This window comes from Mycobacterium sp. PSTR-4-N, from assembly GCF_022348085.1.
GTDB lineage: Bacteria > Actinomycetota > Actinomycetes > Mycobacteriales > Mycobacteriaceae > Mycobacterium.
Genome location: NZ_JAKRFN010000006.1, coordinates 177,199 through 190,398 on the forward strand (window position 1 = coordinate 177,199; position 13,200 = coordinate 190,398).

Here is a 13,200-nt window from a genome sequence, read left to right on the forward strand (position 1 = left end):
CAGTGGGCCCCGCTTATCAGGATCGTCATTCGGCCACATCCAGCCCGGGAATCTTCTTCAGCGCGGCGCCGAACTTCGGGTAGTTCACTCTTACGCCGTCGTCCAAATCGATCTCAATCTGCTTGGACGCCAACGGGTAAAGCACATCGTGCTCATACTCCTCGAGCTCCAGCAGCACCTTGCGGAGCCTGTCGGCTTCCTTGAGCGCAGCGGCCTGCTCCCGAGGCGTACCACCGCCGGCGAGGCGCTCATGATGCTGGAGGCTGGCACCCAGCTTGGCCTTGTACTCGCGCAGGTACTCGTTCAACACAGTCGATACGGTTGACGGCGTGTAGCGGTGCATGTAGACGAGCGCGTTGAACGAGCCCTTCGGACTGGAGAACAACCAGTAGATTGGGCGCTTCTTGTACCGCTGAACGTGTTCCTTATAGAAGGACTTCACGAAGTAGTCGCGTAAGTCCTTCACCCCGATCGCCTCAGTGACGAACCGAAGATTTTGCTCGAAATGCTGATCGCCGAAGGCCGCACGGAGGAACTTGCGGAACCGCACGACGACGTCATCCTCAAACCAGTCACCGTCGACAATCGGGATTACGTTATCCGCGTCGGGCACGAAGGACGGCGTTGGCACCTCCGTGAAGTAGTCTCTCAAAGTCGAGCCCTGGTCGGCCAGGATCAGACCTGCCTTGTCCAGGCTGTATCGACCGAACATGCAACCAACGGCATAGGAAACGAGATCCGCAGCACGGGAAGATTGCACGAGCGCGGCATATTCGTTTTCACTTTTACCTGGACCAAATCGAAATTCAGGATTAGCCGAAATTGAAACCTTATGTCTGGCGACCCCAGCATCGAACTCACCAGTCAGCTCATATAGTTGTAACAAAATTGCGTTATTCTCTTCTTCAAGCCGTCGCACCTCCTCGGCTAGTTGAAGTTCCGCATTCCTCTGCGCCTCGAAAGCAACCTCTAACTTCGTCTCCGAACCAGCAGGTACAGGGCAGTAAGCTGGACCCACAAAGCCCCATGATGTTTCTGCGGCGTCCCAGTCATCGCGGGAAATATTGATAAGACGTTCGCAAATTTCCCTTACACGCCCGCTGCTTTCTGGAATCAATGGAAGCGACGCGATCTGACCAGACTCGAAATTCATTGTCGGGGATAGCGCGCCGAGCAGCTTTTCTGCCACCACCGAGTTGCAGAAAGCCAGAGCATCGTGAAGGTGTCCCGACCCATGAGTGAACATGGCCGTACCAGCGACATCGAATATGAACCCACTCGGATAAAACCGAAACGACGGCAACGCGCTGCTGACCTTTCCCCAAGACACCATCGGCTCAAAGTAGTGGGTTCGCCCTCGGGGAAACGCGCGGCCGTGTGCAATTACGTCTCTACCGTCGCCCTCCCAATTGATCACGAACTCTGCGTTGCCATACCATTTCCGATAACCCCCGCCTTTGTTGTATGGGAACCACTTGGCACCGCTTGCTGTCGCCACCGACGCACTGGTCGCTACGAGCGACAGTCGCGCATGCGAAATCTCATACCATAAACGTAGAAAGCGTGCGTTCTCACCGGTTGTCATCCCATTAATTGCGGCAAAATCAGCCGCCAACGGCGTTCCTGCCGTGAAGCACCGCCGAACAGCCGGACTGAGCCAATAAGCTATTACCGCGCCTGGCAGCACTGACAATTCCGCATTCTTCAAGTCATACCGGTTTTCCGATTGCTGGCCCTCCGCTATTCTGCGCAGTTCATGGGCCTTGATGGACTCGTTGGCGCCCTTGACAAGGCGTAAATAGGTTCCATGAGAAAGTTCGGTTGAATGTCCAGTTCGAATTACGAACGCGGTGGTGGACAGCACCTTACTATTGATGGTGTCGAAAGCGAAGTTACCGAAATGCGCCATCAACGACAGCGCGTGTTCATCCATTACTCGACGGCGCAGCGTCACAAACGACGACAGAAAGAGCCATGATTGCATAGTGATCATCGCCACCCAGCCACCGGGAAGCGACAAGCTCAGATTGCGTTCGATAAACGCCGCGAAGAGGTCTGCCTTAGAGTCCGGAAAGAATTGCTTGACAAACTCAGATAATCCCGCATTCATGTTGCCGCCTACCATGTAGGGCGGGTTAGCGACGGTCACGTGGTACGTGGGTGACAAATACCTCGCCTGCACCAGTACTCGTTGAGCTCGGTCATACAAGTCTGATGCTAGAAGATCTTCGCGGCGCGAAAGGGTCTGGTCGATGTGTCGTTGAAGGGGTTCGACGAGCGCATCGTCCGGGCGGATAAGGGCCCCATAGATATCAGCGTGCTGGAACTGATTCCAGAATGCTTCCTCGGCGACACGGTCACCATGCCGGCTAGTAAGTTCGGCAAGCTCGACAATCGTAAAGGCGACGGGTTCCAGCACGCAGACGTTGGGGTGAAGCTGTTTGGTGAAAAACGTCCGTTGACGGGCGCGCGCCTTCATGGTCAGCGCGAATGCAGCTAAGGCACCAGCGCGGCGGTCGATCTCGGTGCCAAATAGATTGTTCTTCAGGACAAGTCCCGGGATCTCGGCTGACGCGTAGCCTTCTTCTTCGTAAATGGCACAGAGCAGATCGAAGGCGTAGGTGAGCATATGGCCGGATCCGCAAGCTGGGTCGATGACCTTGAGGTCCTCGGGGCTGTTGATCAGAAGGAATTCGGTCTCGATGTCGACCGGGGCTATGTAGTACTGCATCTGGTCGACTAAGCGTGACGTCGGGTGGTTGAGCATCCAGAGGCGGCCGAGTGAGTTCTCAACGAGGTAGCGGACTATCCAGTGCGGGGTGAAGAGCTGTGTTGCAGCGGGAATTTCTGCAGCGCCGGCCTTCTGGTTCTGCTTGAAGCCAGCGAAGACTTCGTCTTTCCGCTCCGAGATGTAGAACTGGTACAGCCAACCAATCACCTCGACGTCCTGGCACGCGTCAGTGGTCAGGACCTTGACCGCACGGTTCAGCACCGAATCGTCTGCGAGCAAACTGGCCGGGATGAGCAACTCGGTGAAGTCGCCTTCGCGTTCGAACATGAATGGCATAGAGCGGTTCCAATGACGGCAGTACTCAGCGAGCAACAGCGCGTATGCCTCGCCCTGCGGGTCGTCACTGCGTAGTGCTCCGTTGAGCAACCCCGCGACAATTTCGCGGGCGTGCTGACTGACCACTTCGGGGTCGATGTTGGCTCGCTTGGCCTCGGCGAGGATCTCTGGCTGGCCAACGTCAACTCCGGCTTGGGGCGAGACGACTCCGATTCCGGTGTAGCCGTTGGCATCCATAAAGCGCAGAGCGATGATCCGGTTGAACCAGGTGTACGCGACTCTGTCCGCCACGGCCGATCGCCCCTTGTCGCCACCGCCCGCAGCATTGACGGCTCTTTCGAGGGCGGCAACAACATTGGACTGCTCGACGCGTGCCGGCGAAGCCGGGGCCAGCACGACAGCGATGCGTGCGGTGACCTCGCGAATGAGTGCAGTACGCGCCCACGTCGCAAAAGATTTCAGCGAGGCAGTCTCCATCAGAGTGAGATTCGCTTTCCGTCGTCCAGCGTTCTGAGCAGGGCAGCACGGAGTGCCGTGAGGTAGTTGTCGACGTCGTGTTCTGTTTCGAGTACACCGGTCACTCCAGCCACGACCACCGACTTGACAGCCACTGTCTGCTGCAGGGGCGGACCATTGCCCCCGCCCTGTTGGGATCCGGCCAGTTGATCGAGCAGTGACGGGTACACGCTGGCCTCGAAGTCGGTTCCGATCTGCAGAATGAGTGCCACCTGGCTCTCCGTGCCGACTCGCGAGAGCGTTTGGTCAATCAACTGGAGAACGCCCTGTTGGGCTGCGGCCGTGGCCTTCTCGTAATAAGTGCTGTCGAGAAGCTCGGTCCTGCGTCCTTTAATCGAAGTGCTGACGTTGCTCCGGTTCGCGGTGACGACGTCCTCGATGCGGCTGCGGAGTTCGTCGGTGGCCTTCTTGAGCTGCGCCATCCGGTTGCCCCGGAAGGCATTCGGATCCGTGAGCCCAGCCCGGACGTCATCGACACTGCCCTTGGGCAGATACCTGAGGTTGCTGCTGTGTGCGGCGAGTAGTGCTACGGCCTCATCGTAGATCGCACTCTGCGCCCCATTCAGGAAAGACAGGATCGGGTCGACGGTGTCTTCCTTGGCGTCGAGCAGGTCATCGCCCAGGTTGAAGTCGCTGAGGTACCACTCGTCGGGCTTGCCTACCGCCTGGTCCAGCAAGCTGATGGGGCCGCCGAGTTGCTCCACGAACGGGTACTTCGAACCAGTGGCGACCGCCTTTAGTTCGCCAAGCTTGCCCTTAAGCTTGTCGGCGCCGTGACGGGCCAGCTCGAGCGGATCCTTGGGCGCGTTCGCATCGTCGAAGAAGTCGGTGCAGAATCTCCGGAAGGCGGCGACTTTACGTTCGTCGAATATTTTCTGCGGAGCGACGACAGCGTGCGAATGCTTCTGCGTATTACGCAGCGCAGCAGCCACTTCGCTTCGCTTGAGGACGTTGCCGTCCACCGTCAGGGTTACCTTCGAGGCACCGATCAAGAAGGCCACGAATACCTCGATCGAGGCCAGGTCCCAACCGTAGGGCTTTGCCTGGAAGGTATCGACGATCGTCTTGACCGTGACCTGCTCCCCTTGTGCCTGCTTCCGCAGCATGAACGAAAGCACTTCCTCACCGGGAGTGGCGAGTTTCGTCCACGCCGCGGGGTCGAAGAGGCCGCTGTCCGGATTCGCCGCCCCTGCCACCTGCTGCTCGCCATAAGTGACGCCGTCGAGCAGTTTTAGTTGGGTGTAGGTTCGGCTAACGAGGTCCTGAAAGCCGTCGGTCACGCGGGCGAGCGCTTCCTGCGAGTTCACGGAGACTTCGGTGGCGTTGATGATCAGCGCAGCTTCGCCCACGGCACGGCGGATGCGCCCAATGAGTTCCTTCTCGCGTTCGACGTTCTGCGCGGCCTTCGAACGAAGGATCTGATCTTCGATCGCCGAAAGTGAGCTGGTCTGCTTGCGTTTCGTATATTTCTCCGTCTTGATGAGCAAGCGGAGATCCGCGAGCACGCGGGCGTCTGGTTCGAGGATGACGCGCAGTTCGTCCTTCCCGGCGCTGTGCATCCGCGTCTCGTCCGGCGTGAATGGATATTCCGGGGTGATGAAGTGAATTGATAGTTCCCGTTGAGGGCCATGCACCTGGTCGTCGAGTTTGAAGCCGAACGGGAAGTCCTGACCGTTCTTCGCATAGCGGAGTTTGTTGGTCTTGATGACGTCGCCGGACAGCATCTTGAAGAGTCGTGTGCTCACCTCGGAGGAGTCGAAGTCGACGTTCTTGATCTCTTCTTCGATAACCTGCTCTTCGTTGGTCAGGTATTCGTAGATGGTGCCGTTGCGCTGGACGTAAGTCTGCGCCTCTAGCAACGAGAGCGCTTCCTTGACCTCTGCGGACAAGGCGGGCAGATCGAGGCCGAAGCGGTCATAGACGAGCACCGTCAGGTTGCGCGGTGTGGCCTGGAAGCTCTCGACGTACTTGACGAGGAAGAGTGCCTTGAGGAGGCGGATCGCGAGTTGGTTATCGAGGTTCCGCTCAGCGACGTCTATGGAGCGCTGAGCCGCAGACTTCAACGACGCTCGGATACCGGCAAACATGTGATCGAAGGTGGCCAGGCGACCGACCTCCACGTCACCGATATCCTTGGCGACCTGCTGGACGACGCCGAGCATCGACCGTTCGCCCACCGAGCTGTTGCGGCCCTCGAAGACGTTGTGGTCAGAGATGCCTTCGATTGCCGCTTGAAAGAGCGGGAACTGGTAGCTGACAAGAGGATAGGTGCCGACGAAGTGAGCTTTGTTGGCGTAGTTGCGGTAGCTCTTCGCCCCGTCGACGAAGTCGAACAGGGTCTTGAAGTTGGCCGACTCCCTGTCGTATATGGCGCTGAGCGCGGCGGCGCCTGCCGCGTTCTTCTCCAGTAGGCGCTTGCGGATGACTTCTTCGACGTCGGCGCTAGTGAGCTTCACACGAGTCTTGAAGCGCGCCTGAATCTTCGAGAAATCGTTGCCCTGTTGTTTAGTACGGTCTCCGACAACTTTGTCCATGTCTTCCTGCGACGTCACGAACACCCACGCGCGGCCCTGGCACTTGGTGTTAAGGGTCTCGGCAATCGTCTGGAGGTTGAGCATCAAATGGGTGTTCGAGCCGATGAACTGGCCCACCTCGTCGACGAAGAAGTTGAGCCGAAAGCCCGTGGGCTGCTTGTTGAGCCATGTTGTGATCTCCTCGGCGAAATCCTCGATGGAGACCGAGTATTCGTTGCGGTACTTGGTGAGGATGTTGGTCGGCGAGCCGCCCTGACCGCTAACCTCGGCATAGGCCGCGGCCACGTTGGTCTCTTCGAGAACGCCCTCTTCGCGACCCTGGGCCCAGTCACGTCCGGAGATCCGCTGGTAGGCCTCCTTGAATGCTGCGTACTGACCGCGATTGTCGAGGTCTCGTTCGAAGCGAGCGACGTGGCCCTGGTTTCCGTAGTAACCGCGGCTCTCGTCGAAGACCTTCACGAACACCTTCAGCAAGGCATCGGTCTGATCCTTGGTGATGAGCGTGGCCTTCTGATCGATGTTGAACAGCAGGCTCTTAGCGGGGATGCGCTCGGCTTTGGCCAGAAGAGCAGGCAGGAAGGCACCAGTTCCCTTGGCGCGGAAGCTCTCCGTGACCTTGGCGCGGTCGAACGCCTGGCTTTCGACGTCGCCGAGAAGGTGAGCGAGCATCTTCAGGAGGTGCGACTTACCAGAACCGAAGAAGCCCGAGATCCACACTCCGTTGGCGTTGGTGTAGTTCGTGTAGGCCTCCAGCAGGAGCTCAAGACCTATCGATGCTTCATTAGTCAGGACGTACTCGTCCACCTCGGTACCCAGGTGCGCGGTGTCGTCCGCTTTGATGACGCCCTCGATCGGACGCTGCACGTCCTTGGCGAAGATCTCGTTCAGCAACGTCATTGTCAAGCTTCCTGTTCCAGGATGTTCTTTGCCCGGTAGTACTGGTCATCCTTCAGCCGGCCAAAAAGCACGAGCGTGGAGCCGAGGGTGTCGGACTGCTCGTAGCGGCCGGGGAAGAACATGAGCATTGGCTTGCCGGTCACGACGCTCTGGAGGTTATTCAGCACGTTGTGTGACCGGATGTATGGGAAGACCTCGCCGATGCCGGTGAGGAAGAAGATGTCGAAATCGCCGTCTTCGATCTTGGTGCGGATCGCCGGTGCGACGTGGAGCTGCGGATCCAGCATGCCTTGGAGTAGCTCGCGGAAGTCGTCCTTATCTTGGTCCGGCTCTGCCGCGAGTACACGTTCCCACACACCGCGCTTCTTGAGGATCTCGACGGAGAGGTCGTAGAGGTTGACCTCGCGCACGTTGACGCCAATGAGGCTCAACCTGTTTTTGACACGCTTCTTGATTTGCGCGACAGCAAGGGCGTCCTCCGGCGGATATGGGTAGATGAAGAACGGCACCTCATTGCTGAGGCCCTCCATCCGAAGAAATCGCTTACCGCTGAGCACCCCGAACAGGTGCTCCTCCTGCTTGCCCAGATCGACGCTGCTCATTGCGCATCCACTGCCGTCGGGAAGAAGCGGACGCCGCTCGGAGTGCGGGCAGAAAGCACGTCGGAGACGCGGGACGACAGCACTGCGGGAACGATCCGGCCGTCCTGGTCGAGGAGACCTGCCTCGGCGAGCATTTGGAACATATTGGAGCGGAGCCTCCGCAGGGTGGAACTCTTAAGGTTTGCGACCTCTTCGTGCCAGAGGGCCTTGCTCCGGATGAATCCGTCGAAGTCGTCGTAATCCAGCGTGGGTGTCAGCAGGAGGAAGCGCTCACGAACGACTTCCTCGGCGAACTCGCCGACCAGGCGGTAGCGCCGGCAGGCTGCAGCCCACATTAGGTGACCGCGTTCCGATGTCGTCGCGTCGATTACCAACTCGAGTTCGCCATCGCTTAGGACGGAGAGACGCTGGGCAACCTCCCGAGCGAGCCGCCGTCCGGTAGCGACGGTACGAGCCTGGAGCAGGTTGTCATCTTCGATGAGCTGTCGGACCTTCCCCCAGTCGTGCTCACGGAGGTATACCGGGGCCGCGATGGTCGCCTCACGCATTAGAAGAGCGCCACTGGTAAACGACAGCGCGTAGCGCGAACCGCGCGGCGTGTCTGTCATCAAGTGCACCTCCTCCAGCGATGAGCAAAGTCGATCAACATACCTCCACTGTCAGACATGTCGAGTTGCCGGTGTCCCGCGGCTCACCCGGACGAAGGCTTTCCCTCTGCTGCTGCCGCGCCGCCGGTGCGGACCCAGTCGTCGACCTCGGTGGCCTGGAACTTCCACAGGCGACCGACCTTGTGGGCTGGCATCGCTTTGTCGGCGATCCAGGAGTAGACCGTGTCCTTCGTGACGCCCAGATGCGCGGCGATGTCGTCGGCCGACAACCAAGGCTCAGGCATTGCGGCGTAGAACCCCCGTCCGACGAACCCCGATCTTTCTGGGTATGACCGACCCTAGCGGAGGATGACCTGGTTCTGCGGGGATAGGCGGACATCGTGATTGTGTCTTCGAGACGCAATCGATCCTCATTGCCCAAACACGACGGAGTGTTGGCGTGTCATGCATCACGGAGGAGGAACGGCGCAGGAAAATGAGACCGTAGAACTACTAGCTAGGCGCAGAACTATGACCACCGCATCCCAACAGAAACCCGCCAAAATTCCGCCGTTTGGTCCGGACTTCGTCAAGGGAGTCTGCGATGTCCTCGCGCAAACTGGCTTCCCGGGCCTCTCAGGCTCGGAGATCGATTCTCTCCTTCAGATGGTGCGGGTCCAAGGTCGGGAGCCTGGTGGTAACAAGCGTGAGAGTCTCTACATCACGCTCTATAACGTCCAGGTTCGACAGCAGGCCGGCAATGTCGTGGGCGCATTCATCGCCAAAGCAATGAGCCCGAGCAAATACGCCGCTCAACCAGCTCGATTCACCGATCTGCGCGACCAGCTCAACGAGTCTCTCATCTACTACGGATACTCGGTCAATGAGGCCGGCATGTCGGCTCCGGTCGAATCCTGAGCGGCCTGCTCCGGTTGAAAAGTGAGCAGGTTTACGGGGTTGAGTCTGCCTGACGATCGGCTTCCACGGAGGGCAGTGTGTCGATCGCGGTGTGTTTGATGCGGTAGCTGGCGCCTTTGAGGGCGATGACGTCGGCGTGGTGCACGATGCGGTCGATCATCGCCGAGGCGATGGTGGCTTCGCCGAAGACCTGGCCCCAGCGGGAGAACGGCAGGTTGGAGGTGAGGATGATCGAGGACTTCTCGTAGCGGGTGGAGACGAGCTGGAAGAACAGGTTGGCCGCTTCGGTATCGAACGGGATGTAGCCGACCTCGTCGATCACGATGAGTCCGTAACGGCTGATCTTGCGCAGTTCGGCGTCGAGGCGGTTGGTGCGGTGCGCTTCGGCCAAGCGGGTGATCCAGCCGGTCGCGGGGGCGAATGCCACCCGGTGCCCGGTGTGGGCGGCCGCGATCGCCAGCGCGGTGGCCAGATGGGTTTTGCCGGTTCCGGGTGGGCCGAGTAGGACGATGTTGCGGGCTTCGGCCAGCCATCCGCCGGCTTCCAGTCGGGCGATCTGGGCGCGGTCGAGGGCGGGTTGGGCGGTGAAGTCGAAGTCGGTGATCGTCTTGATCGCCGGGAACCCGGCATACCGAATCCGTTGACGGGCGCCGGATTCGGCGCGGGCATTCGATTCCACCGCCAGGACCGCGCCGAGGTAGTCCTCCAACGACCAGTCGGCGTCGCGGCCCTGCTCGGCGAGGCGGTGGTAGTGCTCGGCGATCCGGGGGGCCTTCAGAAGACGGGATTGGTGGGCGATGAGCTTGTCGGCGTCACCGGGAGCCGTAGACGTGCGTTTGGCGGGCATCAGGCGACCTCCCCGGTTCCGAACCGTGCGTCGTAGGCACTCAGGTCGGCCACTTCCACCTCGACCTGTAGATGCGATCCTGCGGTGGGACGAGCGCGGAACTGCTCCCGCAGTACCGCCGCAGCGGCCAAGTGTTCCGGATCGGTGACCAGACCGGCTGTGCCCCAGAGCCGTTCGTGATCGGCGACCAGCCGGTCCCCGCAAGAGGCGGTGACTCGATCCAGACCGGTCCTCACGATGATCATCCGGCCGATCACCTCCGGATTCACCGAGTAGGCGTTGCCGCCGCAGCTGACGTAGTAGTCGCGTCCCAACCGGGTCGTCACCGTCGTCCCCACCGCCGGAGGCACGGGTGGCAGGGCGGTCATCGCCGCCCGATCCACCGCAAGTGCATCGGCCGGGATCAGCCCCGTCGTGGCGTGGATGCGTCGGTTGGCGATTTCGGTCAGCCACGCCCACAGCTGGGTGTTGAAGTCCGCCGCGCAGGTGAACGTCCGGCCGGGCAGGAACGAGGTCTCCAGGTAGCCGTTGGCCCGCTCCACCAGTCCCTTGGACTCGGGGTCATAGGGTCGGGTCTGGATCAGTCGGGTGGCCAGCACACCGCAGAACCCGGCCACGCCCTCGGCCAGTCTGCCGCGTTGACCGATACCGGACTCGTTGTCCCACAACAGTGTGCGCGGCACCGCGCCGATATCCTGGAGCAGTTGCCACATGCCGGCCAGTAGATCACCGGTCATCCGCGACGGGATCATCATCGCGGCGATGAACCGCGAGTACGCGGCGACCATCACCAGTACCGGGAACGAGCGCAGCACCCCGGCGTGATCGGGCACGAGTTGGCCGGGGAACCAGAGGTCGCACTGCACCTGCTCACCGGGCAGATGCACCAGCCGGTCGCAGGGATCGGCCGGGGCGTACTCCGGGCGGATCCGTGCGACGTTCTCGGCGAACCAGGAATGCCCACCCGTCCAGCCGACCCGCTGCGCCAGCACCGCGGCCGGCATCGTCGGGAACTGCCCGAGCAGCACCCGCACCGCCAACTCGATCTGCGACCACGCCGACGTCGACGACGGTGCCCGTTCGTAGCGTGGTGGTGCCTCGGCGCTGATCGCCTTGGCCACGGTGTTGCGCGACAGCGACAACCTCCGCGCGATCGCCGCCTGCGACAGCTTCTCCGACCGATACAGCCGGCGAATCTCCGCCCAATCCTCCAAAGTGATCACTCTCCAATCAGAAGGGTGCTCACTTTTCGACCGGAACTACCTGCTCACTTTTCGACCGGAGCCGACACGGCAAGCTCATGAGCGGAACAAAAGCCTCAACGATTTCCGAGGGTGCCGCTCGGGCGGGACGCCTTCGAACCGAGCTAATGCGACGCGGTTGCCATACCGAACTGCTTCGCTACTGCGACGAGGAGCTCATCAACCGCTCCCTGTTTCACGCCATGTCGGAGGCATCGAAGAGCATCCCTGCCCGTATTCGGAGCATCACGGGCCTGGCAGGTGATGGGGCCGCGCTGTTCGATGGCGTGCTCGGTACGAATCGTGAGCATCCCCTCTGGTCTATCAACGCTCACCGATCAGACACCGAGATCAGCGAGCATCGTGGATTCAAGAACCTGCTCGTAGGCATCCACGGACACGTCCGAAATCCGCGCGCTCACTCAAGCAGGATTTCTCAGGATGAAGACTTGGTGGATTTCTATGACGCCTTCTCCCTGTTCTCTTACGTACATCGTCGGCTCGACTCCATGAAGAAACTGGTCCCACAAGGTGGGATTTGATGTCTGAACCGTCAGCACTCAAGCTCTGGGACGACAACCCGAGCCTCATTGACCTGCTCGAGCTCGACGCAGCTGTGGACCTATCGATCACGAACAAACTGCAAGGCCCGGCGCTGGCGGCGCTGTTCACCATGGATGACAGCAGAGGCGACTCGGCGTTGCCTGTTGGTTGTCAAATTCACAGCGCAGCGGGCCTTCGCGCTGAGCGGTACAACCCGACGGACTACTGCGATTGAACTAAGGTTTTCACAGGTCTAACGGTTCGCGGCCATGGTCGCTGATTTGAGGTCAGTGTCCGCGCCTCGAAGACGGCAACCCGCCGAGCACTTCGCGGCCGCCTTCAGAAAGGCCGGGGTTCTGGACGAGCCCGGAGGGTCCAACGCGCCGACTTCTTTTCGGTCGCGAAGGCCTCATGTCCTTTTCCTGAATCTGCAGTGCGCGCTCGTACAGCCGCTTGTACTGGGGACCCTTCCAGGTTAGCTTCGCCGCGTCGTTGATGATCTTGTTGAGTCGCTCGCGGCGCTTGCGTCCGAGCGTCCCTGACTTCTGTGTGGTTGCCATTTGGGATAATTCGGCGTGGATCTGCCCGATACTTGTGCCTTTAGCCTTCGAGTTCTGCACCTTCACCGGCTTCTTTGCGGCCTGCGAATGCGTGGCCGATGCGCTAACACCGGTTTCACGGTTCCTGCGAACTGCGGAGACGCGACGCAGCAGACCGATGACCTCGCCCCGGTGGCTGGCGAGCTCCGGGCGCAGCTGGGCGTTGATATCGTCGAGCAACTCGATCTCCCCAGTGGTGAGGGGGCGATTCGTAGGGATCAGCTCGGCCTGGACCACAGCAGCGGTGAGCCGGTCGAGCGTCTTGAGTTTGGCCAAACATCCCTCCTAGGAATGCGTTTCGGGCGAGTTGAGAGCATACAAACCTGGGTGCGCGTGGGCGGACCATCAGGATGAGCGGGACTCACTCCCCGGAAACACCCCAGTACTTTTCTTGGCCACTCTGTCCAGCTTTCCCTGGAGCCTTGCCCTGTCTCTGATGCTGACTTGAAGCTGCTCGGACAGTGCCTGGACAACGGCTTCGAGTTCCTTTCGCTTATCACGTGCGGCCTCGTACTTACGCTCCGCGTCGAGAGCGCGGTCCAGCATCTTCTGAAACTTCTTGTTCCACTCGATCTCTTGCGGAGTGACCACCTCGTCCTGCTTGGCGGCGGCCCTGTCCATCCAGTCGGCGAGATCGCTCAGTGCGCCACGCACTAGCCGGGTGCGACCGACTCCTGCTTCGTTGGCCAGTGCCACAACGCTTCGCTTACCTTGATTGATCGGTTTTGGCGCAGGGTCCCCTGTAAGCAGACTCCGCATTGCAATTAAGACGGCCTTACGCGTGGGATTCCGTTCCTCGTTGATCTCGTCGTCCGTTGGAGGCCAATCACGTTGCGCCACAGGTATCAC

12 protein-coding genes are annotated in these 13,200 nt (G+C 60.3%); 3 read left to right on the forward strand and 9 right to left on the reverse strand.

What is annotated here, in order from left to right; translation table 11 throughout:
• Window positions 1-25 precede the first annotated feature (25 nt).
• The 5 genes from pglX to MHN84_RS11275 all read right to left on the reverse strand — a co-directional run bounded on the left by pglX (window position 26) and on the right by MHN84_RS11275 (window position 8,508).
• Entirely contained in the window at window positions 26-3,544 is a 3,519-nt protein-coding gene (gene pglX / locus MHN84_RS11255) for a BREX-1 system adenine-specific DNA-methyltransferase PglX (protein ID WP_241204714.1), read from the reverse strand.
• Window positions 3,544-7,014 carry a BREX system P-loop protein BrxC gene (brxC, locus tag MHN84_RS11260; RefSeq protein WP_241204715.1) on the reverse strand — a complete coding sequence of 1,157 codons (3,471 nt, stop codon included), beginning with the start codon at window positions 7,012-7,014 and terminating at the stop codon, window positions 3,544-3,546. The genes pglX and brxC overlap by 1 nt, the downstream gene beginning before the upstream one ends.
• Window positions 7,015-7,016: 2 nt before the next feature.
• Window positions 7,017-7,616, reverse strand: a complete 600-nt coding sequence (locus tag MHN84_RS11265) for a DUF1788 domain-containing protein (RefSeq protein WP_241204716.1) — start codon at window positions 7,614-7,616, stop codon at window positions 7,017-7,019.
• On the reverse strand, window positions 7,613-8,224 hold the full coding sequence (locus MHN84_RS11270; protein WP_241204717.1) for a DUF1819 family protein: 612 nt from the start codon (window positions 8,222-8,224) through the stop codon (window positions 7,613-7,615). Before MHN84_RS11270 ends, MHN84_RS11265 begins: the two co-directional genes overlap by 4 nt.
• A gap of 83 nt (window positions 8,225-8,307) precedes the next feature.
• A complete protein-coding gene (locus MHN84_RS11275) occupies window positions 8,308-8,508 on the reverse strand; it encodes a helix-turn-helix domain-containing protein (RefSeq protein WP_241204718.1) in 201 nt (66 codons plus the stop codon).
• 226 nt (window positions 8,509-8,734) lie between these two features.
• Between MHN84_RS11275 and MHN84_RS11280 the strand changes: the two genes are divergently transcribed.
• On the forward strand, window positions 8,735-9,121 hold the full coding sequence (locus tag MHN84_RS11280; protein WP_241204719.1) for a hypothetical protein: 387 nt from the start codon (window positions 8,735-8,737) through the stop codon (window positions 9,119-9,121).
• Between the two features lie 31 nt (window positions 9,122-9,152).
• Here MHN84_RS11280 and istB read toward each other — a convergent pair whose 3' ends face one another.
• Both istB and istA read right to left on the reverse strand, forming a co-directional pair.
• On the reverse strand, window positions 9,153-9,968 hold the full coding sequence (istB, locus tag MHN84_RS11285) for an IS21-like element helper ATPase IstB (protein WP_241204720.1): 816 nt from the start codon (window positions 9,966-9,968) through the stop codon (window positions 9,153-9,155).
• A complete protein-coding gene (gene istA / locus MHN84_RS11290) occupies window positions 9,968-11,182 on the reverse strand; it encodes an IS21 family transposase (RefSeq protein WP_241204862.1) in 1,215 nt (404 codons plus the stop codon). The genes istB and istA overlap by 1 nt, the downstream gene beginning before the upstream one ends.
• A gap of 86 nt (window positions 11,183-11,268) precedes the next feature.
• On the opposite strand from istA, the gene MHN84_RS11295 reads away from it, so the two are divergent.
• On the forward strand, window positions 11,269-11,751 hold the full coding sequence (locus MHN84_RS11295) for a TIGR02391 family protein (protein ID WP_241204721.1): 483 nt from the start codon (window positions 11,269-11,271) through the stop codon (window positions 11,749-11,751).
• Entirely contained in the window at window positions 11,751-11,987 is a 237-nt protein-coding gene (locus MHN84_RS11300; protein WP_241204722.1) for a hypothetical protein, read from the forward strand. The genes MHN84_RS11295 and MHN84_RS11300 overlap by 1 nt, the downstream gene beginning before the upstream one ends.
• Before the next feature lie 52 nt (window positions 11,988-12,039).
• On the opposite strand, the gene MHN84_RS11305 is transcribed toward MHN84_RS11300, so the two are convergent.
• Both MHN84_RS11305 and MHN84_RS11310 read right to left on the reverse strand, forming a co-directional pair.
• Window positions 12,040-12,627, reverse strand: coding sequence for a hypothetical protein (locus MHN84_RS11305; RefSeq protein ID WP_241204723.1), 588 nt, complete (start codon window positions 12,625-12,627; stop codon window positions 12,040-12,042).
• Between the two features lie 69 nt (window positions 12,628-12,696).
• Complete coding sequence (locus MHN84_RS11310) at window positions 12,697-13,047, reverse strand: hypothetical protein (protein WP_241204724.1); 351 nt, start codon at window positions 13,045-13,047, stop codon at window positions 12,697-12,699.
• Window positions 13,048-13,200 lie beyond the last annotated feature (153 nt).